At 69.3% G+C, this 22382-nt stretch carries 18 protein-coding genes and 5 pseudogenes; 11 read left to right on the top strand and 12 right to left on the bottom strand.

Annotated elements, in window-relative coordinates:
* Positions 1-126: 126 nt before the first annotated feature.
* A pseudogene (locus GPA10_RS24505) lies at positions 127-825 on the top strand (cytochrome c oxidase assembly protein); the annotation flags it as partial.
* Between the two features lie 52 nt (positions 826-877).
* Here GPA10_RS24505 and GPA10_RS42715 read toward each other — a convergent pair.
* The 3 genes and pseudogenes from GPA10_RS42715 to GPA10_RS24490 form a co-directional block, all read right to left on the bottom strand.
* A pseudogene (locus tag GPA10_RS42715) lies at positions 878-1021 on the bottom strand (site-specific integrase); the annotation flags it as partial.
* Positions 1022-1338: 317 nt separating this feature from the next.
* Positions 1339-2370 carry an SGNH/GDSL hydrolase family protein gene (locus GPA10_RS24495; RefSeq protein ID WP_157167354.1) on the bottom strand — a complete coding sequence of 344 codons (1032 nt, stop codon included), beginning with the start codon at positions 2368-2370 and terminating at the stop codon, positions 1339-1341.
* Between the two features lie 472 nt (positions 2371-2842).
* Positions 2843-3001: pseudogene (locus GPA10_RS24490) on the bottom strand (IS5 family transposase); the annotation flags it as partial.
* Here GPA10_RS24490 and GPA10_RS24485 point away from each other — a divergent pair.
* Positions 2988-3176 carry a hypothetical protein gene (locus tag GPA10_RS24485; RefSeq protein ID WP_198351685.1) on the top strand — a complete coding sequence of 63 codons (189 nt, stop codon included), beginning with the start codon at positions 2988-2990 and terminating at the stop codon, positions 3174-3176. The pseudogene GPA10_RS24490 and the gene GPA10_RS24485 overlap by 14 nt on opposite strands.
* A 10-nt stretch (positions 3177-3186) precedes the next feature.
* Here GPA10_RS24485 and GPA10_RS24480 read toward each other — a convergent pair whose 3' ends face one another.
* Positions 3187-3360 (bottom strand): hypothetical protein, encoded by a 174-nt coding sequence (locus GPA10_RS24480; RefSeq protein ID WP_157167352.1) that lies wholly within the window; start codon positions 3358-3360, stop codon positions 3187-3189.
* A 169-nt stretch (positions 3361-3529) separates the two neighbouring features.
* On the opposite strand from GPA10_RS24480, the gene GPA10_RS24475 reads away from it, so the two are divergent.
* Positions 3530-3901: a chaplin family protein gene (locus tag GPA10_RS24475; protein ID WP_157167351.1), complete on the top strand. Its 372-nt coding sequence runs from the start codon at positions 3530-3532 to the stop codon at positions 3899-3901.
* A 155-nt stretch (positions 3902-4056) separates the two neighbouring features.
* On the opposite strand, the gene GPA10_RS44075 is transcribed toward GPA10_RS24475, so the two are convergent.
* The 3 genes from GPA10_RS44075 to GPA10_RS24465 all read right to left on the bottom strand — a co-directional run bounded on the left by GPA10_RS44075 (position 4057) and on the right by GPA10_RS24465 (position 5777).
* Positions 4057-4218: a DUF6192 family protein gene (locus tag GPA10_RS44075; protein ID WP_425505810.1), complete on the bottom strand. Its 162-nt coding sequence runs from the start codon at positions 4216-4218 to the stop codon at positions 4057-4059.
* Positions 4219-4534: 316 nt separating this feature from the next.
* Positions 4535-5137 carry an RICIN domain-containing protein gene (locus tag GPA10_RS24470; protein ID WP_157167350.1) on the bottom strand — a complete coding sequence of 201 codons (603 nt, stop codon included), beginning with the start codon at positions 5135-5137 and terminating at the stop codon, positions 4535-4537.
* A gap of 58 nt (positions 5138-5195) precedes the next feature.
* The gene (locus GPA10_RS24465) at positions 5196-5777 is read right to left on the bottom strand and encodes an RICIN domain-containing protein (protein WP_157167349.1); all 582 of its coding nucleotides are present in this window, start codon (positions 5775-5777) and stop codon (positions 5196-5198) included.
* Positions 5778-6581: 804 nt separating this feature from the next.
* On the opposite strand from GPA10_RS24465, the gene GPA10_RS24460 reads away from it, so the two are divergent.
* From GPA10_RS24460 to GPA10_RS24445, 4 genes are all read left to right on the top strand, one after another.
* Entirely contained in the window at positions 6582-7580 is a 999-nt protein-coding gene (locus GPA10_RS24460; RefSeq protein WP_157167348.1) for a winged helix-turn-helix domain-containing protein, read from the top strand.
* Between the two features lie 180 nt (positions 7581-7760).
* Positions 7761-8753 (top strand): transposase, encoded by a 993-nt coding sequence (locus GPA10_RS24455; RefSeq protein WP_157167347.1) that lies wholly within the window; start codon positions 7761-7763, stop codon positions 8751-8753.
* Positions 8754-9175: 422 nt separating this feature from the next.
* On the top strand, positions 9176-10555 hold the full coding sequence (locus tag GPA10_RS24450; protein ID WP_157167346.1) for an SUMF1/EgtB/PvdO family nonheme iron enzyme: 1380 nt from the start codon (positions 9176-9178) through the stop codon (positions 10553-10555).
* Positions 10552-11730, top strand: coding sequence for a hypothetical protein (locus GPA10_RS24445; RefSeq protein ID WP_157167345.1), 1179 nt, complete (start codon positions 10552-10554; stop codon positions 11728-11730). Before GPA10_RS24450 ends, GPA10_RS24445 begins: the two co-directional genes overlap by 4 nt.
* A gap of 303 nt (positions 11731-12033) precedes the next feature.
* On the opposite strand, the gene GPA10_RS24440 is transcribed toward GPA10_RS24445, so the two are convergent.
* Entirely contained in the window at positions 12034-13734 is a 1701-nt protein-coding gene (locus GPA10_RS24440; RefSeq protein WP_157167344.1) for a hypothetical protein, read from the bottom strand.
* Positions 13735-14029: 295 nt separating this feature from the next.
* On the opposite strand from GPA10_RS24440, the gene GPA10_RS24435 reads away from it, so the two are divergent.
* Entirely contained in the window at positions 14030-15580 is a 1551-nt protein-coding gene (locus tag GPA10_RS24435; protein ID WP_157167343.1) for a flavin monoamine oxidase family protein, read from the top strand.
* Between the two features lie 143 nt (positions 15581-15723).
* Here GPA10_RS24435 and GPA10_RS42710 read toward each other — a convergent pair.
* The 3 genes and pseudogenes from GPA10_RS42710 to GPA10_RS24425 form a co-directional block, all read right to left on the bottom strand.
* Positions 15724-15855, bottom strand: a pseudogene (locus GPA10_RS42710) (IS5 family transposase); the annotation flags it as partial.
* A gap of 110 nt (positions 15856-15965) precedes the next feature.
* Positions 15966-16046, bottom strand: a pseudogene (locus tag GPA10_RS42705) (hypothetical protein); the annotation flags it as partial.
* Positions 16047-16065: 19 nt separating this feature from the next.
* Entirely contained in the window at positions 16066-17178 is a 1113-nt protein-coding gene (locus GPA10_RS24425; RefSeq protein WP_198351684.1) for an AfsR/SARP family transcriptional regulator, read from the bottom strand.
* 502 nt (positions 17179-17680) lie between these two features.
* Here GPA10_RS24425 and GPA10_RS24420 point away from each other — a divergent pair.
* Together GPA10_RS24420 and GPA10_RS24415 are read left to right on the top strand one after the other, a co-directional pair.
* Positions 17681-17827, top strand: coding sequence for a hypothetical protein (locus GPA10_RS24420; protein ID WP_157167340.1), 147 nt, complete (start codon positions 17681-17683; stop codon positions 17825-17827).
* A 537-nt stretch (positions 17828-18364) separates the two neighbouring features.
* Entirely contained in the window at positions 18365-20281 is a 1917-nt protein-coding gene (locus GPA10_RS24415; RefSeq protein ID WP_157167339.1) for a helix-turn-helix transcriptional regulator, read from the top strand.
* Positions 20282-20334: 53 nt separating this feature from the next.
* On the opposite strand, the gene GPA10_RS24410 is transcribed toward GPA10_RS24415, so the two are convergent.
* Positions 20335-20784 (bottom strand): RrF2 family transcriptional regulator, encoded by a 450-nt coding sequence (locus GPA10_RS24410; protein ID WP_157167338.1) that lies wholly within the window; start codon positions 20782-20784, stop codon positions 20335-20337.
* Positions 20785-20891: 107 nt separating this feature from the next.
* On the opposite strand from GPA10_RS24410, the gene GPA10_RS24405 reads away from it, so the two are divergent.
* Complete coding sequence (locus tag GPA10_RS24405) at positions 20892-22382, top strand: MFS transporter (protein WP_246259637.1); 1491 nt, start codon at positions 20892-20894, stop codon at positions 22380-22382.

Genomic DNA, 22382 nt, shown 5'->3' with positions numbered 1-22382 from the left:
GCTTCCGCCCCCGCAAGGACACAGGCAGCAGCGGCCGGACGAACTCCCACTCGGCATCGGACAGTTCATGGCGACGTATCACCCGACCATGATCCAGCACACGAGATCAATTGAAGACACGACCTAGTGCGCCGTGCACGCCACCGCAACCCGGTCCTCGGGTGGAGCAGGTGGCGGACCGGATGGTTCCTGGCCGGGATTTTCCTGCTCAGCGTGGCGCTGCTGCCGCCCGTGGCACCCTTTGCGCACCAGGACTTCCGCGGCCACATGGCCCAGCACATGCTCATCGGCATGTACGCGCCCCTTGCGCTGGTCCTGGCCGCACCGGTCACCCTCCTGCTGCGCGCCCTGCCCGCGGCCCGGGGCAGGCAGCTGTCGGCTCTGCTCCACAGCCCGCCCGCCCGCGTGGTCTCCCACCCGGTGGTGGCACTGGCGCTGTCGACGGGTAGCCTCGCGGCCCTCTACTTCAGCCCGCTGTACAACGCGGCCATGGGCAACCCGGCGGCGCACTGGCTCCTGCACGCCCACTTCCTGCTGTCGGGGTACCTGTTCGCCTACGTCATCGCCGGCCCCGATCCCGCCCCCGCCCGGCCGGGCGTCAGGACGCGGCTGGTCTACCTCGGTGTCGCGATCGCCGCCCACGCGGTGATCTCCCAGATGATGTACGGCGGCTTCTGGGTCGACATCCACGCCCCCATCCCCGAGGTCCAGGCAGGCGCCGAGATCATGTACTACGGCGGCGACATCGCCGAACTGCTCCTGGCCGCCGCCCTGGTCGCCACCTGGCGTCCCGAACCCCGGCGGACGGGCACCCCCGAGCCTGCCGCACGACCGAGCCTGCCACCACCCGGCAAGCGACGGCACCCGCCTGAACGCATCACAGGAGCACGTTGCCCGGTGCGAGCAGACTCGTCAGCTCCGAGATCGCCTCGGGAGACGGCTTGAAGTAGCGGCGGACGTTCTCCGGCTTCTTGTGCCGGGACTTCGCCATCAGCATCAGCCGGGAGGCGCCCTGTCCGCCTCCCATGGATCATGAGAGCCCGCAGAAACGTCCGAGTCTACGAACGGCTCGTCTCCCACAGCGAGGCCCACATCACCTGGACCTTCGTCACCCTCACAGTTCGCCGCCTCCCCCACCCGCCCCGGCCACCACGCACCGAGCCGCACCCCGTCGAACCGAGGGAAACAGTCGGCAGGCCCAAGCCCATACGCCTCCGGCCGCAGCAACCACAGTCGATCCGGCTGGCCCCGCCCCCCTGGGCGGATCTCCGGAGGGGGGACCCGGAGCTGCACGCGGTAAGGGCGCAGGTCCGGATCTCAGCAGGGAGACTGTGCCTCTTACCGGTTGAGGGTCTCCTCGATCTTGTCGGCCACCTGCTTGGCCTGGATGTCGCGGCCCTTGGCGTTGGGGTGCGCGTACCAGGGGATCTTGGTGCCGAGGAGCTCGAGCTGGGAGTCCTCCAGCAGGCCGCCGATGCCCCGGTCGTCGCCGTCGCACGCCGTGTTGCCGCCGGTGACGGCGTAGAGGTCGACGAAGTCGACGCCGCCTTCGGCGTCAGCGGCGGCCTTCTTCATGACGTCGTTCAGCCGCTTCTGAATCTGGTCCAGGACCGGCAGAGCGTCCTGCGGGATGTCTGCGAACGGCAGCTGCGTCTGACCGGGCGCCGCGGTCAGGCACTTGGTGGTGTCCTCGGGCACGAGCCGGGGGTAGCCGACCAGGACGCGCTTAGCGTCGGGGGCGAAGTAGCCGATACGGTCGAGCAGCTCCTCCAGTTCCCCACCGACCCGCTCGAACTGACCGTCCAACCACTGCTTTCCCTCCCCGGCCTCGAAGAACTCACCACACTTGGCGGCCGGCTCGTCTCCGTCCACCGGGTCTCCCGGCAGCAGAGAGGGGTTCCGGAGCTCGTCGGAACACTGCTTCAGGACGCGGTTGAACCCCAGCGTGTTGCCGCCCATGCTTCCCACGGTCAGCTGGGTGTCCTGCTTGAGCGCGTCCTGCTGCGGCGGGAGCTCGCCGGCGCCGAAGGGCAGCTCCTGCCTCTCCCAGAAGTGGTGGATGAGCGCGCCTCCGCAGGAGACGTCCGACTGGACGTCGAGCGTGATGTTCTTGCCTGCCAGGCGCCGGGTGGCGACGGCGGGATAGTTCTCCGTGGCCTGGAAACACCAGCCCCTCTCGCTGTCCTGGTTGTTCACGGGATCGATGCCAAAGTTGGCGGTGTAGGAGTCGCCGAAGAAGACGGCCGGTACGGGATCGGCGGGAGCCGCACCCGCGCTCTCTGCCGGACCGGCGAGGGCCAGGCAACTGCCCAGCGCGACGGCCGCGGCGGTCAGCCGCCGTACTACCGGTGAATTCGTCGTCTTACGCATGGCCGAAGACATGGCTGTGCCCTTTCACCGAGGTTCAGGAGGAGGAACCGAGTAAGCTGGAACGCTCCGTATTCATTCATGCACAGAAAGCGATTCTCTAGTTGAGTCAGCCAAACCAGGTATTCCTGGACAACCTCCCGCATCTGTCCATCTCGCCTGTTCAACAGGGGTGCTGGGGAGGTTTGGCCGATGAGTCCGGAGGTGATCACGACTCGAAAGAGGGAGGAGCCCGCCCGGCCACCAGCCGGGCCCAGCAGCACGGCCGCGCACCGAGCCGTGCACCGAAAGGGGCAAAGGCGTCCGGCACGCCGTCGGCCGTTTCGAACAAAGGCGCCAGCATCGAAGAGGAGTTTCGCAACCGACGCTGCTGCTTCTGCGTACTTGGCGGAGAGTCAGCCTGGAACCTGAGCCCAGGCCGACGGTCCACAGGGTTCTGTGCAGGGCTTGATTCGCGCCGCCCCTTCACTGCCCACTAGGTTCCGCGCCAGTTGGGGGTGATTTCGCCGGTGAGGCGGCATGTCATGAGGTCGATCGTCGCGAGGTGAATGAGGGCTTGACTGCGGTGCGGGTGGGTTTCGTAGTCGCGCGCGAGTCGGCGGTGGTGCATGCGCCAGCCGATGCTGCGTTCCATCGGTTGGTGGATGCACGCCCGGCGGCTGGTCAGAGACCACGAACGGCTGCCCGCCCACGCGGAGGCGATGATCAACACCGCCGTCATCACGCTGATGCCCCGTCGCCCGACCCGGCCCCGCGGCTACCCCACCGCGGCGGCACCCCGGCCCGCCGAACTCGTCCAGGCCGCGTGACGCCAGCCCCCTATCTGTCGCCCGGCCCGGCCGGGCGGTCCTCCGGGCCGAGGAGCCGCCGCAGGAAGTCGGCGCCAGTCTTGACCTGCCCCGCCGTCAGCCCCGCCTCCCGCTCCACCCGCTGCGGAGACAAGTGCTCTTTGGGACGGGACCAGATCAGCTCGCCGGTCTCGTATCCGCGCACCCCTCGCACCCCGGGCCGGTGGGTCGCGAAGCCGCTTGAAAACACACGCCTCCACCCCGGAGGAGACCACCCACCCACAGCTGTCCTGCCTGCCCGGGCCGGGTGCCGGAACAGAGCTGCCGGGACCCTGCGGTCAGTAGCGTGGCAGCGATGCCGTCGTTGTCCGGTCATGACTCAACGTTCAGTTCGTGCTGTCCTTGTCCTGGCGGCCGCTGCGGGTACCGGCTTCGCGGGAGTGGCTCCGGCGGCGGCGGGCGGGGTGGGCGATGTGCTCTCCCCGGCCTTCGGCACGAACTGCGCCAACCGGCACGGTGCCCACGCGGCCGGCACCGCCACCCACGGCAGCGGCTCGGGTGACGGTAACCTCCTGGGCCTTCCCGTCGGCAGTCCGCTGAACCAGTGCGGAGGCGCCGACCTGCCCGCGCCGGACTTCACTGTTGCCCCCACGGCCAGCTTCGACGTCTGTGAGACCGCCGAACAACTCGGACCCGTCGGCCTGGCCAGGGTGGGTCTCGCCGTGTCCGCCGGACTGTGCAAGTAGCCGACAGCTACAGGTGACAACGCCCCTGCCCAAGACTGGCCGCACACACGGCCGCTCCGGCACCTGAACTGTCCGTCCGCCGCAGACTCGGTCCAAGGCCGGCTCACGGTGTCGCGGCTGGTCAGCGTCTGGTGCCGTAGCCCGTGTTCCCCCAGTCACAGGCCGCTCGGGGTGTCGACCTGCCATCCCGCCAGGCGCTTGGCCGCATCACCGGCCCACCTCGGCTCGCCTGTACGCGGGTGCGGCGGCGGGGACTGAATCAGGGTGGCCCGGTCCTCCAGCTTTCTCCAGGATCCGGTGGATGCTGGACGGAACACCCTCCGCCCGGTACTGGCGCGGCCACCGGCCCGCGGTGTGTCGCACGATGTGTATCTGGTCGTAGCTGACGTCTGCACGAAGACGGCCGAGAGCCGGTACGGGGACCGCCGGACGGCACGGGCCCGGGCCCGTGCCGTCCGGTCCGGCGCGGGTGGTCCGTTGACGGGCGACGGGGCCCGGGTCGCCGGTCAAGGGGATTGCCGGACGGTACACGCCCGCCCCCGGGTCAAGGGTGGCGCAGGGGCGGGCGCTTGGCAGCACCGGGAAGGACTCACCGGCGCCGGACCGGCCCGAAGACGAAACCGTACCGGTAGGTCACCGCCAGAAGTGGTCGTTCCACTCGCCGCAGGGCCACTGGATGACCTTCGCACCGTCGGCGCCACTGCCGTCCTGCACGGCGAGGCACTGCTGGCTGTTGTAGTTCACCAGCCTGAACCGGCCGCCACCGGCGTTGTCGAACCGCCAGAAGTGGTCCTTCCACTCGCCGCACGGCCACTGAATGACCTGCGTGCCGGGGGTCTTGCTCCCGCCGGGCACGGCCAGACACTGCTTGCTGTTGTCGTTGATCACCCGGAAATGGGGGACGCCGTCGATGGTCCACTGTTCCGCAGACCAGAAGTGATCCTTCCAGCCGCCGCAGCCCCACTGGATGAGTCCGATGCCCTTCTCATGGCTGCCGCCGGGGACAGCGAGGCATTTACGGCTGCCGTAGTTGACGATGTGTGCCGCGAGTGCCGCCGCACGATCCGCGGCGGGGCCCGGGGCCGCGCGCACGGCACCCCGCAGCGGCGCTGACGACGCGTGTCCACCGCGGGACGCGGTTCCGTCCGTCTCGGTCGTGCCCGCCGCCGTCGGCGCGCCCGCGACCAGTGTGGTCAGTACGGCCGCCGTGACGGCAGCACGTTTCCGGTTGCGCATGCCTTCCCTCCGTTTTGCCTCGGATTGCCTGTGGATCAGGGGCTTTCGGGCGTCAGCACTAGTGCCAGTGCTGGTCCTTGTACGCCGGAGTGCACGGGAATCCGAACGCGTCGTTGTCCCGGTGTGCCGCGAGACACCTGTCGCTGTGGAAGGCGTTTTCGATCATGTAGGCGCCGCCGCCGACGTCACGGTAGAGCCAGTGCTGGTCGCGGTAGGAGGTGTTGCAGGGGCCGGTGAAGACTCTGCCGTTGCCGTGCATGGCCAGGCATTGGCCACTGTGAAGGTTCTGCAGCATGCCGTAGGCGTTCAGGGACCAGTACTGATCCGCGTAGGCACCCTCGCAGCGAGTCGCGAACGCTCTGGGGTGATGATTGGCCAAGCACTGATCGAGGTGCACGTTTCGCAGCAGGAAGCCGTCGGCGCGGTCGGTTTTGGCGGAGAGCGCCCCGGAGAGTGCCCCGGAGGCCGGCCCGGCGAGGGCCGAGGCGGCGGCAGCCGGCGCCGCAGGGGTGCCGACGGTGCCGGAGGGGGCCGCCGTGACTGAGGGAGCCGCCGTGACTGAGGGAGCGGTCAGGAGCGCAACTCCTGTCGTGAGGACCACGGTCGCGGCAACGGACGCCAGCTTCTTTCGGACAGACATACACATTCCTTCCGGCTCTGCTTCGAGAGCGCGTTGGTCGTGAGCTCGTACTGAGCCTGATGTGCACGGAGTGAGCTCGTACTGAGCCTGATGTGCACGGAACGGGGAGGCCGCGGACGAGCGCCTCCACCGCGTCCCGTACGGTGCGCGGACGGTGTTCTCCCGGCGCGCACCCAGGTTCGGCCGCGGGACTTTGATGAGCAGCCCCTTTCCGTGCCGCGCATCAACTCCGTGAACCCGTGGAGTCGGCCGGGGGCCGACGACGGTCAGGGGGTGGCCACCCGGAGTGTGCCGCACTGCCTGCCGATGTGGGCACGCACAGTGCGGAGCCTCCGAGGGGGGCAGGGCCCGGGGGCGTGAGGGGCTTGCGCGGGGCGCCGTGAGATTCCGCTGAACCCGGCGGCCGCCTGTGCCCACCCTCGTCGGCACCGTCCCCTACACCGCGCGGCCCGGGACTACTGCAGCCCGAGGGCGAGCCGCACGCCCCTTTACGCGGAGGGCTGACGCCGCTGCCGTGATCGCCAGCTCACTGTAGGGGTGTCAGTGGCCCCGCCCGCAGGGGCCCGGCCCGAAGCCACCCCAGCCGTCGATGCAAGGACCATCGCGGCTCCGCCCGCAGCTAAAGCAAACCGCTTGCACATGGGATGCCCCTTTCCTCATCAGCACACGCACCCTGCGCGTACTTACCAACCTGAAAGCAGAAAGGGCGGGCGATTGAGACAACGACGTTCGACCTCACCCGAAACCGCTCAGTAACCGGGCATCGTGCGGAGGGTGGGCCATCGAGACGGAGGAGGTCGATCGTTGCCCCTGCGAATCCACTTCACCGCACAGGACCTGGCACGCATCATCATCGACCGCACCCAGGAGCTGCCGGTCAGTGAAGCCGTCATGAGCCTTCAGGTCCTGCGCAGGCGGGACAGTGCCATCCGTTTCCGCGCGTGGCGGCGAGAGACGGAGGCCTCATTCCGTCTCTCGCTGACCATGCTCCCCGCACTTGTACCGGCAGGCGGCTGGGTCCCGGACTTCCTCACTCCGGTGGACAGTTGCTCACCGGCGAGCGGGGTCTTCGAGACCATCAGGACAACCTCTCCGCGGCGCATCGCGTCCGAGCTGCGGCGCTTGGACGAGCAGCAGCGCATCCCCGCCAAGCTGACAGGGCTGGCGTGGGGGGATGCCGGCACCATGAACGCCCTGGTCGGCGAGTTGCAGTCCTACTACGACCGCGCCATAGCCCCGCACGCGGCCGCCATCAAATCCATCCTGGCGATCGACCGCGCCAGGATGGCGGACCTCATGACCACCCGGGGAGCAGAGGCCCTGCTCGGCGAGCTGCATCCGTCCCTGCACTGGGACGCACCGGTTCTGACGCTCGCCCACCCTCGCGACACGGATTTCGAGTTGCAGGGCCGGGGCATCGTGATCAGCAGCCACTTCTTCTGCGGTACGCAGCCGCGGGCCCTGCTCAACGAATACGACACCCCGGTGCTGGTCTGCCCCGCCTCGGTCGACCTCGTACGCCAGCGCATCCCGGGCGTGCCCGTGGATCCCGCGACGTCACTAGTCGCGCTCTCCGCCGTACTGGGACGCACCCGCGCGCGCGTACTGAGCGCGGTGACGGACAACGCCCCCACGACCACCGCGCAACTGGCCCACCGCCTGCACCTGTCCATGGCCTCGGTGTCGGAACACACCACCACTCTCCGGCAGGCGCGACTGATCGACAGCTACCGCCAGCGCAACACCGTCCGGCACGTCGCCACCCCCCTGGGAGCCCGCCTCCTGGCCGAAACACGAAGCTAGTGCGTTCTCTTCGGTGCCAACCCCCGCGAGGACGAGAACCGACTGCCCCTCCGCGTCGCTCGCAGCGCCGGGCGAAGGCCCGTACACGGCAGGACCCGGATCCGACCAACCAACCGGCCACGAAGAAAGGCGCTGCCCGCCTCGAAGGACGGCACTGGCGCCTTCCCAGCGGCGAAACCGATGTCGCTGGTGGGCGGCATGGCCGCGGGCTCCGACAGCATCGACGACCTCAACGACATCGACGACATGGACCGGCTGCGGCACGGTGCTACGGGCCGCCTGCTCTCCGGAGTGCGGGCCCCGTCCATGCCGGGGTCGTTCCAGCGCTCCTTCACCCACGGGCGTGTTGAGCAACTGCACGCCTTGGCCCGCCGGTTTCTGCACGAACTGGCCCGTCTCACCCCGCTGCTGCCCGGGCGCGAACCAGGCCGCCTACGTGGCTGCGCAGGGGACCCTCGAACTCCGCGCGCGGGGCGGCAGCGTTCGCCGCTGAGGCCATCCCGCACCGCACGCGCCTGCGGCGCCAGCGGCCTGCTGGTGCTGCGGGCGGACGCCGCGTACTACGGCGCCGATGTCATCAACGCCTGCCGGGCCTTGGGTGCCCGCTTCTCCATCACCACGCGGACGAACGCCTCCGTCGAGGCCACGATCGCCCGCATCGACGAGGACGCCTGGACACCGATCACATATCCCCAAGCGGTCTGGGACGAGGAGGGCCAGCGCTGGATCTCCGACGCCGAGACAGCCGAGATCCGCTGCACCGCTTTCCCTTCCAAGCCGAAGAGACAGGAGGTCACCGCCCGACTGATCGTGCGCCGCGGCAACCGCCTGAGCCGGTACCGTCCCCGCCGGGCAGGGCGCGCTCTTCGACACCTGGCGCCACCACACCGCGTTCACCGACTCCACTCCCCGCTCGCCTTGAGGGATGCCGAGTCTGATCACCGTCGGCACGCTGTCGTCGAGCAGATGATCGCCGATGTCAAGAACAGCGGCTTCACCCACGCGCTATCCGGTCATTTCCAAGCCAATGCCGCGTGGCTCGCCCTGGCGACCCTGGCACACAACCTGACCCGCGCCGCCGACGCCCCGGCCTCCGTACTCCATGCCAGGGCGACCACCGCCACCATCCGTGACCGCCTGATCAGTGTGCCCGCCCGCCCCATGCCCAAATGAGGGGCTGCGCTCCTGACGTACACGCGGGTCGCGCTCCGACAGGAGATGCGAGATGCCCACAGGAAGTGATCACTCCGGCGGCATGTCTGCGTCCGCGCCTGCAAAACGGCTACCACAGGAGAAGTGCAGTTGCGTGTGCCGGGGTGATCCGGCAGGAGTTCTTCCCGGGCAGCAGGATGGGCAAGCTAGTCGCCCTCCGTCCTGCAGAGTACGACCCATCCCGTCCGTGTCACCCGAACGGAGGCGCACCGGCGGCAGATCTCCAACCCCTGACACGCGGCGTGAACCGGCGGTGAAGGCACCCCGGGCGGGCTCCCGCGGCCCCTTGGCAGGCTCTGCGTGTGCCAGCGGCTCTTGGCAGCCTGATAGCCGAACAGACATTGCCGAACAGGCATTGCCGAACAATCAGGGATCAGTGACCCATGCCCGGAACCCCAGCCGCTCGGTCCATAGGCCGTCCCCTGCTCCGTGACCTGTCTAGAGGGCAGCTCACCAGCTATTTCACGAGCACCTGGGACAGCTACGAAACGCTGTTCCGAGGCGTGCTCGACGCGCCTGAGGCGTACTGTGCGCGCGTCCACCCCTTCCGGCTGCCGCTCGTCTTCTATCTCGCGCACACGGCGGCGTTCTCCATGCGGAAACTCGCCATGGCCGGGCTCGTGGACAGCAGCGAGACATCCGCGTTCGACGAGCGCATGGAACGGGGCGTGTCACCCGAGGACCCCGACGAACTGGCCGGGCTCACCGACTGGCCGTCCCCGGAGACAGCGTGGGCCTACCGGAAACGTGTCCGGGGCCTCGTTCTGCGGGCTGTCGAGGACGTGCCCCTGTCCGCCACCATGGAACCAGAAGCGCCCCTCAGGGCGCTGCTCATGGCGATCGAGCACGAGAACATTCACCTGCACACCTCCATCCCTCTGGTCCGCATGTTGCCGTCCCGGCTGAAGGAGACGCCGCAGGGGTGGCCCGCCCCCGTCCAGGAACACACGGGAGCACCCGTGGCATGCGACCGCGGCGAGGGCTTCGTGCACTGCCGCGGCGGCCCGGTCCAGTTCGGCAGTACAGGGACCGAGAGGGACGGCTTCCAGTGGGACAACGAATGGGGGCGGCGGGAGGCGGAGGTCGCGCCCTTCGCCGTCGCGCCGCATCCGGTGACCAACGGCCAGTTCCTGCGATTCGTCGAGGACGACGGGTACGAGAAGACCGACCTGTGGACGACCCACGGGGCACGGCTCTTCCTGGACCGGGTCAGCAGCGGACTGCCGAACTCCTGGCTCCGCGCCGACGCCGGGCCGTATCGGTACCGGGGTGTCTTCGCCGACACCGACATGCCCTGGGACTGGCCCGTGGAAGTCAGCAGACACGAAGCGGTCGCCTACGCCAACTGGGCCGGGGCCGGGCTCCTGTCTGAGGAGCAGTTCCACGCACTGCTGAACCAGGAGTTCGGCGGGGCCGGACAGGTGGCGCACCGGAACGGCGACTTCAACGTCGGTCTCCAGCACGGCAGTCCGCGGCCGGTACGCGCTCGCGGTGCCGTTCTCGGGCGCGGCGGGACCGACTTCCTCGGCAACGTCGCCCTGTGGCTGGAGGACGACTTCACGGCGCTCGACGGGAACACGTTCCGCGTCGACCCCCTCTATCCGGACTTCTCCGAGCCCTGGTTCGGGAGGGAAACGGGGCTGCTCGCGGGTGCCAGCTACGCGGCGCGCGGACACATGGCCGACATCGGGGTCATGCGTGACTTCATGCAGAACCACATGGACCAGCTCGCGGGCATCCTCCTGACACGGCCCGCGCCATGACCGACGCGGGCTCCGAGCGCGACGTACGCGCCACGACCGACGCAGGCCCCGTTAGCGACGTACGCGCCACGACCGACACGGGCTCCGTGAACGACGTACACACCGTGACCGACACGGGCTCCGTGAGCGACGCACGCGCCACGACCGGCGTACGCCAAGCGCGTCAACTCCACCTGATGCGTGCCGCGTCGGCACTGGGTATCACGGTGCACGACCGCATGCCGGAACTCGGCGTGGACCTCGTGATCTACCGCCACGGAGCGAAGTCCGTCCCCGTCCTGGAGGGACGCTACGACCATGAGTTGCGGGCCCGCGACTTCTTCCTCACCGAGGACAAGCACGCCACCAAACTCCTCCTGAGTGAGGCGGGCTTCACCACCCCCCGGGGTTTCGCCTTCGCCTTCACCGACACGCCTGCATCCGATGGCGACGACGACCTCCCGCGCCTCACCGCCTTCGCCACCGACGCCGTCGCCGCACTGTCAGCCAATCCCGCAGCCGACGCCCCCGCACTCGCCCCCGTGGTCGTCAAACCGCGGGCGGGCATGCGCGGAGACGCCGTGCGCATGGACCTCGTCACTGCGGCAGCCGTTGCGGAACACATCGCCGACCGGCGGCACCTCTTCCGGTCCTGGATTGTCGAGGAACAGGTCGACGGCAAGGACCTGCGGCTCCAGCTTGTCGACGGCGAACTGGTCGCCGCCTGTGTCCGCGAGCCCGCCTCGGTCACGGGTGACGGACGCACCCGGCTGGCGGAGCTGGTCGAGACGCACCGTACCGCCGTCGCGGCCGCCAACCCCGACAACCGGCTCGTCGTCGACACCGAGACTCAGGATCTCCTGGCAGCTCAGGGACTCGGGCTCGACGATGTGCCCGCGGCGGGCCGCGCGGTCCGGTTGAAGAGGACCGCCAACCTGGCCAAGGGAGGCGTCGCGGTCGACGTGACAGAGAGTCTGCACGCGGACTTCGCCCCCTGGGCCGCGTCCGTGGCTGACCTTTTCGGCACGAGGATCCTGGCCATCGACGCCCTGTGCGCCAAGCCGCACGACCCACCGACGACCGGCACCACCATCCTGGAGGTCAACACCGCACCGGAGTGGGTCCACCACACGTTCTCCCGCAACCGCACCCACGACATCGCAACGCGCGTCCTGCGCTCCTGGTTCGACCTGTGAGCGGGGCCGACAACAAGGCATAGATGACCCGCCACCCAACCTGACGGGCGGTCAGGAAAGTCAACATTGGCTCAGCAGGCGGCCGTGCGTGGCGACTCCGGGTGTCCTGGCGGGCCCGGACCAGGAGGCGTCATCGAGCGGACGTCGTCTTCGCTCCTCTGCCATCAGTACGACGGTGATACCGAACGGGTGGGGTGGCCCATTTCGAGGGCGGTGAAGGAGAACTACGCCCTACGGAGTTCGCGGACAACGAGGTGTCCGACGTGGCTGCGCATGACACGGCGAGGGGGCAGCCGATCGCCGTCACCGCTGCCGAGCCAGGTGGACGAGCCCGGCGGAAGCCAGCACGTCGATGCGGCGCCGGGTCTCCTCGGCGGCGTCCAGGACGTCGAGGCCGGTAGCGGCCACCATGCCCCATCGGTCCGGCACACAGGCGATCAGATCGGCGTCCGGCACGGCCGCGCGGCCGGCGGTCAAGGAGGCGGTAGCCGAAGGCCGGAACAGGCGGGTGGCGGCATAGCGGGCACCGGACTTGTCCTGGAAGGTCCTCAGGTACTCCGCGCCGTGCGAGGAGAGGTTGAAGTCGATCGCGGCGGCCAGGACCTCGTCCCCGAAGACGCCGCCGATCCGCCCGACGGCGAAGTCCACCCCGCCGGTCACCAGGCCGCCGTGGCTGCCGTCGGTGACGCTGGCCTGGCTGAGGAAGGCCGTGTGCAGTGCCTCCATGGCCCGGGCCATGGTGTCGTACAGCGCGGGCGGCAGACCGCATCGCCGCCATCCGGCACGGTCGGTGAAGACGTTGCCCTCCCAGGCGTAGCCGTTGAGGATCTGGAGGGTGAGCCCGGGGGCCACGCGGCCGTCGCGGATGTGTCCGGAGGGGGCGACGGGACAGCGGCTGCCCCCGCCGTCGTCGTAGGTGAGGTAGTCCACGGCCGCCTCCAGCAGGTAGTCGTCACCGTGCTGGTGAGCCTCGGTGGCGGCGTCGCGGAGCCTCGCGGCGTCGTGCAGGTCGACGGGGCCGACGATGCGGGCGCCGCTGCCCGCCTCGCACGGTTTGAAGAAGGCCCGGCGCAGGCCGTAACGCCGGCGCAGCAGATCGGCGGCGCGCCCGGTGTCGTCGGCGAAGCGGTCGGGCTCGTCGGCATGGCGGCGCACGGTGTAGCCGGGCAGGACGGGCATGACCAGTCCCAGACGGCGGTGAGCCAGGCTCAGCCGCTGCTCGGCTGCCAGCAGTCGGTCCGGTGGCATCCCCTCGTGTGCGGGCAGTTCCTCGGCGTCCCGGATGTAGGGGTGGATGTGGTTCTTGCTGTTCCAGGCGGTGGCGACGCGCGGGCTGTTGGCGTCGGTGTGCAGGCGTTCCAGGCCCGTCCGGCGCAGCAGCCACAGCAGGAAGATCTGGGTCTCTCCGTCCAGGGCGTACGGGCGGGCCACTGCGTGCGGGCGTGCGCGCAGCCAGGCGATGACGCGTCCCAGCGGGCTGGCGTCCTTGTCGTGGTGGCTCTCGGGGTGGCTCTCGGTGTGGCGTACGGCCGTGGCGAGCAGTGCCTGGCACAGGTAGTAGTGCTTCAGGTCCTGAAGGTCCACCGCGTCCACGCCGAACACCTCGGCTGCCTCCCGCCAGGGCCGTGTCCGCCCCACGAGCAGGTCGCCCGGCCGGGCGAGGAAGGCCGCTCGTGCCTCCAGGTAGGTGGCGCAGTCATAGGGGGGACGCCCCTCCGCCAGATCTGCGACATCCCCTTCGAAGTGCCGGTTGGCGGGTGTGGCGCCGTGCAGGAAGAGAGAGGGGTCACGGTCCTGCGGGGTGGCGCGGTACGGCAGGAGGCGGCGCGCCGCTTCCTGCTCGGCCTGCTGCGGCGTCAGGCCGAGCAGACGTGCGCTGTAGTCGGCGAGGCCCCCCTGGTGCACGTACGGGCCGGTGCCGAAGCCCTCCCACGCGCGTTCTGTACCGTCTTTCAGCCGGATGCGTGGTCCGTGCGGGCCGGTGGCGCTCGGGAAGGTGTCCATGACCGGAACAACGAGGGCCGCGTCATCATCGTTGCACCACCGGGCGGACGTCCCCCACCCAGCGGAACGAATACCTCTTCTCGCGACTCAGACCTTCTTCTGACGACTTATCGCTTCTTTCCATGACATAACGGAAGAAGGTTCCCTAACAAGCCCCCAAACAAGGACCCAATCAAGCCCCCTGACAAGGTCCCTGACAAGGTCCCTAAGAAAGTCCCTGACAAGGGAACACCAGTCCTGAGCAGACCGGCCGCCCGCCGGGCGGCCACCCGAGCCGGGCAGGAGTGCCACGGACATGCCAGACGCCGTACCGGAGCCAGCACTGCCTTACAGCCTGCGGGCCGCGTACTCCAAGTGGGCGCGGGCCATCGGACCCAGTCCGCCCGCCCGTGGTACGACACCCCTGCGGCCCGGAGGCCGGATCGGCATCATCGGCGCGGGCATGGCCGGCCTGTACGCGGCCCTGCTGCTGCGCGGCCAGGGACATGAGGTGACGATCCTGGAGGCGTCGCCGGGCCGGGTCGGCGGACGGATCATGACCCACCGGTTCTCCTCCCGGCCCGAGCAGTACTTCGAGGCCGGGGCGATGCGTCTGCCGCTGATGCTCGAGCACCAGCCGGTGTTCGACCTGATCGATTTCCTCAACACCCGCGACGGATCGATCGAGCTGCTCGATTACGTGCTGTGCCACCCGCAGGGGAACCGGGTACTGGTCAACGGCGCACGCGACCGGCACGGCCGTGTAATGACGGTCGAGTACGCCGAGGCACACCCCGAGGAACTGGGCTTCGGCCTGCCCCTGCCGGTGCGCACCGCCCGGCAGATACTCGACCGGGTCATCAGCTACTACGTGGAGCTGCTCAAGCGTGACTTCGCGGAGGGGTTCCGGGCGCTCATCCAGTACGACGACTGGTCCTTCTACAGCTACCTGACCACCGTCTGCGGCTGGAGCCCGCGCGAGATCGACTACGTCGAGGTGATGACCTCGCAGACCAACCAGTTCCAGGCCAGCTTCCCCGAGATCGTCATGGAGAACGTCGACTTCGCCGAGCGCCGCTGGAAGACCGTCAAGGACGGCATGGACCGGCTGCCGGCCGCCTGCGCCCGGGTGATCGGACACGACCGGTTCCTGATGGGCGCCCACGTCCACGCCCTCCAGCAGCATCCGTCCGGGGTCACCGTCCACTACACCGATGGCGGCGCGGGCCGGCACGCCCACTTCGACAAGATCATCGTCGCGGTGCCCCCGGCCGTGGTCCGCATGTGGCACCGCCCCAGGTGGTCGCCCGACAAGGAGCGGGCCATCCGCGCCATGAACTACCAGCCGCTCTACAAGGTCGGCCTGCGCTTCGCCGAACGGTTCTGGGAACGCGGCGACCGGCCCGCGCACGGCGGCCAGTCCATCACCGACCTCCCCTCACGCTGGGTGGTCTATCCCTCGAACGGCATCAGCACCACCGGCCCGGGAGTCCTGCTCCAGTACGCCTGGATGACCGACGCCTACACCTGGCTCCCCCAGGACAGGGACACCCGGGTCGCCCGCGCCCTGTACGATCTCCAGTTGCTGCATCCGGAAGTCGACGTCCACAGCCTCTTCATCGAGGCCCATGACGTGACGTGGTCCACGCAGTGGGCGGCGGGCGACGCGAAGTTCCTTCCCGGGCAGTTCCGCGAACTCTTCACCGCGGGCCAGAGTGCCGAGAGCGACATCCACTTCGCGGGCGAACACCTCAGCGTGCACCACACCTGGATCCTCGGTGCCCTGGACTCCGCCAGGGTCGCCTGCCGCCAGATCACCGGCCGCCACTTGCCCTACCTGTCCGCCGCCGACGGAGTGCCGGGGTGAGCGTGCGGCACTCCGGGATGGTGTTCGGTGGCAGCCGGGTCGGCGCCCGTTCCAGAGCCAGGCAGTCCGTCGGGGCTCACGGTGCCGGGGCGCTCACTGGGTGTCTGGTCCTGTGGTGGGGGCTGGTTGCCGGGGGGGCAGGTTCCGCGCCAGTTGGGGGTGGTTTCGCCGGTGACGCGGCGGGTCATGAGGTCGTTCATCGCGAGGTGGATGAGGGCTTCACTGCGGTGCGGGTGGATTTCGTAGTCGCGGGCGAGTCGGCGGTGGTGCATGAGCCCGTGGGCGGCTCGACTGATGTCTCCCCGCGGCGTCCCCGAGGCCGACTGGCACCAGCATCCCGGACCCAGTTGCGCAGGGTCTCGGTATTGATTTCCAGATCGACGGCGACCTGCCGGATCGTCGCTTCGGGCCGCGACCGATACAGCGCGACCGCGTCCGCCTTGAACTGCGGCGGATAGTTCTTCATGACCACGAGATGTCCGTTCTCAGATCCTCAGGATCCAGTGTCTCGTGTGTCCAAGATCAAGGGTCAAGGCCCCACCCCCGGTGCTGCGGCCTTCACCGGGCAGGAGAGCATCGAGCCGGGCGATCGCGTCGGCCCGACCAACGAAGTCGCGTATGCAGTGCGGCAGTTGGGCGGGAACCAGGGAGTGGTGCCGCCGGGTGCGGTCGGGCTGCTGCGGGCCTGATTCTGCCGAGACGAAACCCGATCCTGCTGGACCGTAAGCCGATCCTGTCACACTTGAGCCCAACCCTGCTGGGCCCGAGCGCAGTCCGGCCGCAGACGCAGCGGCCAAGCTCGGCTGCGGTACGTCAAGTGCCATGTCCCCTGCGAGAATCCGCTGGTGCAGCCGCTGCAGCCGTTCCGTGGGCTCGGTCCCGATCCGCTCGTGGATGCTCCGGCGCGCCTGCCGGAAGGCGGCCAGCGCCTCGGCCTGGTGGCCCGCACAGTACAGCGCAAGCATGAGCAGGCCGTACAGATTCTCCCGTGTCGGCTGATCGGCCACGAGCCGGCGCAACCCACCCGCCAGGTCGAAGGGGGCACGGAGCCCGAGGTCCACTTCGATGCGCTCCTCCAGCACCTTGAGCCGCCGTTGTTCCAGCCGCTGCCGTTCGGCCTCGACCGACGGCCCGGACAACCCTTCGCACACCTGCCCGCGCGACAGACCCAATGCCTCGTGCAGCGCTACGGCCGCCGCGGGCATGCCTCCCGCGCTGCGCGCGGCGCGGGCACGTTGCACCTCACGGTCCAAGTCGTGCAGATCCAGCCGGTCGGGCGGCACGGTCAGCCGGTAGCCGGCCGCGGTCCAGGCCAGCAGACGCGACAGCGAACGGGGTCGTCGGCCGGGTTCGAGCACACGGCGCAGCCCCGAGGCATGCCGCTGCGGGAGGTTCACCGCGTGCGCCGGCGGCGTCATCCCCCATAGGCCGCTCATCAGTTGCTGCTGACTCAGTGAGCGATTGACGTTCAGCAGCAGTATGGCGAGGACAACCCTCTGTTGCTGCTGGCCGAGATCCAGTTCGGCCCCTTCCCGCCATGCGCGCAGCGGCCCGAGCAGTTCGAAACGCAGTGTCCGTGAGACGGCCTGATCGCCCATCGCCCCTCCCCCGAGTGGAGCAACTCCCGTCAAGGCTATCCCCAACCGCAGTGCAGCGGCCCCTTCCGCCCTGCCCTCCAGTCGTGGCTGATGCCGACTGCAACGGCGACTCCAACCAGTCCTCCAACCCGCGTACGCACGATGAGGACCGCACCCACCCCTTGGCGTGCGGGCCCCACCGGCCGGCCCGCCCAACGCACTCACAAGACAAGAAAAGCGAGGCAGGTCATGACTGGATCCACCAGCCTTACGGCAAGCGACCGGGGCGAGGGCCCTCGGCCCGGTCAAGGCGGCCGCGACCGCCGTCACCGAAGGCATCACCACGGCTCTGACGACCGCGCCGCCCCACCTGCGTTCCCCGCACGGCTTCCTGCTCGTGCGTTACGCGATCCAGCAACTCGGCCTGGTCGACGCCGGGCTCGGCGCCATCACCGTCCCATGGTCCACCTGGGCGTACTTCTCGCGTACGCGCTGTGGGGAACCCGGAAGAGGTGAGACACCCATGGCGAAGAGGAGCAGCACGGCACAGAATCCAGCCGGGCACCATCACTGCCGCGGCGACCAGAGCCGCCCCTACCAGCTCGCACGCTGGCTCGGTCCGATCTACACGGTGTACCGAATCGTGCGGGACCACTGGGACCACTCCTGACCTGAGCTATGGATGCGTCACCGGATCATGGACCGCCCCGGCCGGGGGCAGCCGCAGGCTCAGCCCCGAGTGCTCCACGCGCGGTACGTGGATCGTCGCCACAAGCATCGGGAAGTCTCCCTGGTCACTGCTGACTTGCGCGAGGCAGTCGGCGTTCGTGGAGCCGGGGCGTCGACGAACTGGTGCGTCACCACAAGCAGCAGCTCGCGAAGTGGCACGAGGCTCTGGACGGACTCGTCGGGTCGATCCGCAGCGACGACCGCGTACCGCAGTGGGCAACACCGGTCATCAAGCTTCCGCGAAGCCTCATCAACAACAAAGCCTCATCAATGACGACGGCAGCCGGTAGCGTTTGACCCGCAGCCAGGCGAAACCATGGCGCTGCACACACCGCACGCACCGCGTATCACGCTTGTATCACTCATGTATCTGCGGGCGGCCTGGAAGCGAAGTGGACTTGTCCGCATGCCCGACCGCCGATGACACTCACGAGGTAACGACAGGAGCTGGCCGAACCGAAGCTGGTGGGAACTTCGCATGCCGGACTACTCGATACCATACGAGCCACTGCGGGAAGTGCCGCTGGAGTTGGCCGAACTGTCACTGCAGGCTGTGGAGTTCGTTCAGGCTGCCGCGCTCGTCGGCGAGCCGTTCACGCTTCAGGAAGTTGCCCGGGTGCAGTCGGTGACGGCTCTCTCGATGCTGCTGGCGCTCGAAGAGACGATCACGGCGGGCGTGATCGGCATCAAGGGGCACAGGCTGGTGTTCCGCTCGCCCGGCCTGCGCCGCAAGCTCAATACCCGGATCTCCGTCCCCCTCCGGAAGGTCCTGCTGCGGGGTGCGCCCCCGCACCGGTCGCCTGCGCCGGCCGCGATTGCGCCGGCCACCGAGGCCCGTCCGAAGCCGCCCGCCTCCGGGGAACGGCCGATGCCTGTGGGACGGATGGCCGAACAAGCCCCTGAGTCCCTGGTGTCGGCCCTGCTGTTGTGCCGGGAGGATCCCGGCCGGCCGCTCGACCCGCACACCGAGATCGCGTTGAGCCGGACGCTGAACGAGGCGCCCGCGCCTGCGGACGGCGCGGTGGGCGGCGACGCCGATGCCGCGGAGATCCTCGCCTTGTTCGTCCCCGATGAGACAAAGCAGCGGGACCGGGCGAAGGCGATAGTCGCGACCCGGAGGCGCAGCGCCGTCTCCGTCGTCGCCGCCTTGGTCCTCGCGAACCTGGACTGGGCCGCGGGCCGCGTCGATCAAGCGCTGGAGTGGGGCCACGAGGCCCTGCGGATGGACCAGGACGCCCTGCCCGTCGCCTGGCGTCCGTATCCTCCGCTCGTCCTGGCCGTCATGCTGGTCCATCTTGGCCGCTTCACGGAGGGCGAGGCGCACCTCGCCCGTGCCCGGGAACTGGCTGAACGGCTCGAGCATCCCTGGGCGTTGGCCGAGTCGTCGATCGTGCGCGGACGACTGCTCATGGGGACGGGCCGTACCGAGAAGGCTGAGGCGGAGATACGTGCGGGGGTCGCAGGGGCCCAGCGCGTCGACGCGCACCTGACCGCCGCGCAGGGAATCTCCTTGCTGTCCCTGATGACGCTCGCCCAGGGGCACTGGTCCGAGGCCGTGGACCAGTTCTGGCGGGCCCGCTCGGAGATCGTCGCCCAGCCCGGTGCGTTGCGGCCCGTACGCCATGACTGGGCCGACTTCAGGGTGACCACGGCAGGTATGGACGCGGCCATGGCGGTCGAGCTGCTGGTAAAGCGATTCCCCGATCTGCTCACCAAGGCATCCGTCCTTCTGCTGGATGCCGGGGTGGCCGCACATCTGGTGCGTCTGTGCCGGGCTGCGGGCGAGAAGACGCTGGCCACAGCGATCACCCGGCGGGTGGCGCGGCTCGCGGACCAGAACGCCGGGCACCAGGGGCTCGCTGCTGAGGCCGGGCACGCCTGGGGGCTGCTGCACCAGGACGCCGACGCTCTGGAGTACGCGGCCCTTCAGCACAGTGTTCCTTGGGCGGCCGCGGCGGCCAGCGAGGATCTGGGGACCGTGCTCCTGGAACGGTGGGAGGACGGGTCCGCGGCTCGGCGACATCTGGGGACGGCGCTGGAGGGGTACCGCGCCATCGGCGCCCTCGCCTCGGTCACGCGGGTCGAATCGCTTCTCAGGAAGGCCGGGAGCGACGGTCCGCAGGGCGCCGGGAAGACCGTGTCGACACCGGTTCCCGCATCCGTGACCGTGACGGGTCAGGGCAGGCGCCCGTACCGGCCGAGCGGTTCGCGGACCCGATCCGGGCTGACGGAGATCGAGCACCGCATCGCACGTCTGGTGGCAGAGGGCCTGACCAACCAGCAGGTGGCCAACCGGGTCTCGCGCTCCCCGCACACCATCAACTTCCACCTGCGCCAGATCTACCGGAAGCTCGATGTGGACTCCCGCGTCAAACTGGCCCGTGTGTTGCACTGAGCGGAGCGGGTGCGTCGAGGTGGACTACGGTGCGCGGCCGACCGACACTGTGCCTACCACTGGGCGCGTGCTCCTGCGGGGAGCCGGGCCACGATGTCGGCGATCGTGACCGCTCGCAGCGAGGATCGCCACGCCTCGGTCGCGGAGTCCAGGGCAAGGGCGACACCGCAGCGTTCCCGGCACTGCTCGGGCGGCAACGCGGCGGTACCCCGCTGCCGAATCTCCTGGCACACGAAGTGCGGTCCGCTGCCGTCGACGGCCTCCACCACGTCCAGCACGGTGATCTCCTCGGCGGCCCGCGCGAGCCGGAACCCGCCCCTGGGCCCCGTGATGGCGTGCAGCAAACCGGCGGCGACCATGGCCTTGAGATGCTTGGCCAAGTACGCCTCGGGCAGCTCGTAGCGCTCGGCGAGGGTTCGGCGTGACACCGAGACACCCGACGCGGTCTGCGCGAGGGCGACCGCGCAGTGCATGCTCCACTCAACTCCCTGCGACAGCTTCATACCTCATCCTAAGAGATGTCATTGTAGACATTAACTATCCATGATATGGTCAATTCTCGATCTCGCAAGGCTTTGACTGTGCGCTGTAGTCGATGAGATGGGAATCCATGACCGCGGAGAACCCCACCGCACCCTCGAGTGCGGCGTCGTCCCTGGCCGCCCGTGCTTCCGACCCGCTCCCGAGGACCGGACGCATGCTCGCCGTGCTGCTCGTCGCGGTCTTCATGGCTCAGTTCGACTTCTTCGTCGCCAATGTCGCGGCACCCTCGCTCTCCGAGAGCCTGCACGCCGGGCAGGCCGCTCTGGAACTGATCGTCGGCGGGTACGCCTTCGCCTACGCGAGCGGCATGATCACCGGCGGCCGGCTCGGTGACCTGCTCGGCCACCGACGCATGTTCGTCATCGGCACGCTCGGCTTCGCCGTCACCTCGGTGCTGTGCGGGTTGGCTGCGAACCCGGCCCAGCTCATCGCGTTCCGGCTGCTCCAGGGGCTGACCGCGGCCGCGATGGTGCCCCAGGTCCTGGCCACGATCACCGCGGTCTTCCCCGCCGCCGCACGGCCGGGCGCCATCGCCTGGTACGGAGTGGCGGGCGGTATCGGCTCCATCGCCGGGCAGGTGCTCGGCGGGGTCCTGCTGGAGGCGGACGTCTTCGGGCTCGGCTGGCGTGTCATCTTCCTGATCAACGGTCCCATCGGCCTGGTGGCCGCACTGGTCGCGCTCCGGGTGCTGCCCGGACGCTCCGCCGACGCCCGCGCGTCCAGGCGCCGCAGCTCAGCCGATCCGCTCGGCGCGCTGGGCATCGCCCTGTCGCTAGCGCTGCTTGTGATCCCGCTGTCGCTCGGGCGTGGCGAGCACTGGCCGCTGTGGACCTGGCTCTGCATGATCGCCGCGGTTCCAGCCGGAGCGGCGACCGTGGCGTGGGAGCGTCGACTGACGCGCCGGGGCGGCACGCCGACCCTTGAGCTCTCCCTCTTCCACAGCCCGCCGTTCCGCACCGGACTGCTCGCCGGCTTCGCCTTCTATCTCTACTTCGGCAGCTTCATGTTCACCCTCACGCTGCTGCTCCAGGCGGGCCTGGGGCAGAGCGCGGTGAGGGCGGGCCTGACCTTCGCACCGATGGGTGTGATGTTCGGGGTGGCCTCGATGGTGGGCAAGCGGCTCACCGCGCGCCACGGACTGCCGGTGGTCCTGCTCGGCACGGCGCTCATCGCCGCGGGCCTGTGCCTGCTGGCCGTGGCACTCGAAGTGTCGTCCGGTGACGTTCCGCTGTATCTCGTCATCGTGGCGCTGACGATCGTCGGCATCGGCAACGGCATCGTGCTTCCGGCGCTCAACGGTGCGACCCTTGCCCTGGTGCGGCCGCACCAGGCCGGTGCCGCGTCCGGCGTCCTGACGACGGCCCAGCAGTTCGCCTCGGCGATCGGAGTCGCCGTGATCGGCACGATCTTCTACGCCGCGCTGGGCTCCCGGCACGGAGCCGGTAGCTACGCCGAGGCGATGGAGCTGTCGACCGCGCTGGCGGTGGTGCTGACGCTCGCGGTGGCCGCTACCGTGTGGGGGCTGATGCGGTTGTCGCGTCGGGCGGCCGCGGAATGA

The sequence above is a fragment of the Streptomyces typhae genome (genome assembly GCF_009755605.1).
Lineage (GTDB): Bacteria > Actinomycetota > Actinomycetes > Streptomycetales > Streptomycetaceae > Streptomyces > Streptomyces typhae.
Note: the sequence above shows the minus strand (reverse complement) of the source record. Positions and strands in the feature narration are given on the sequence as shown.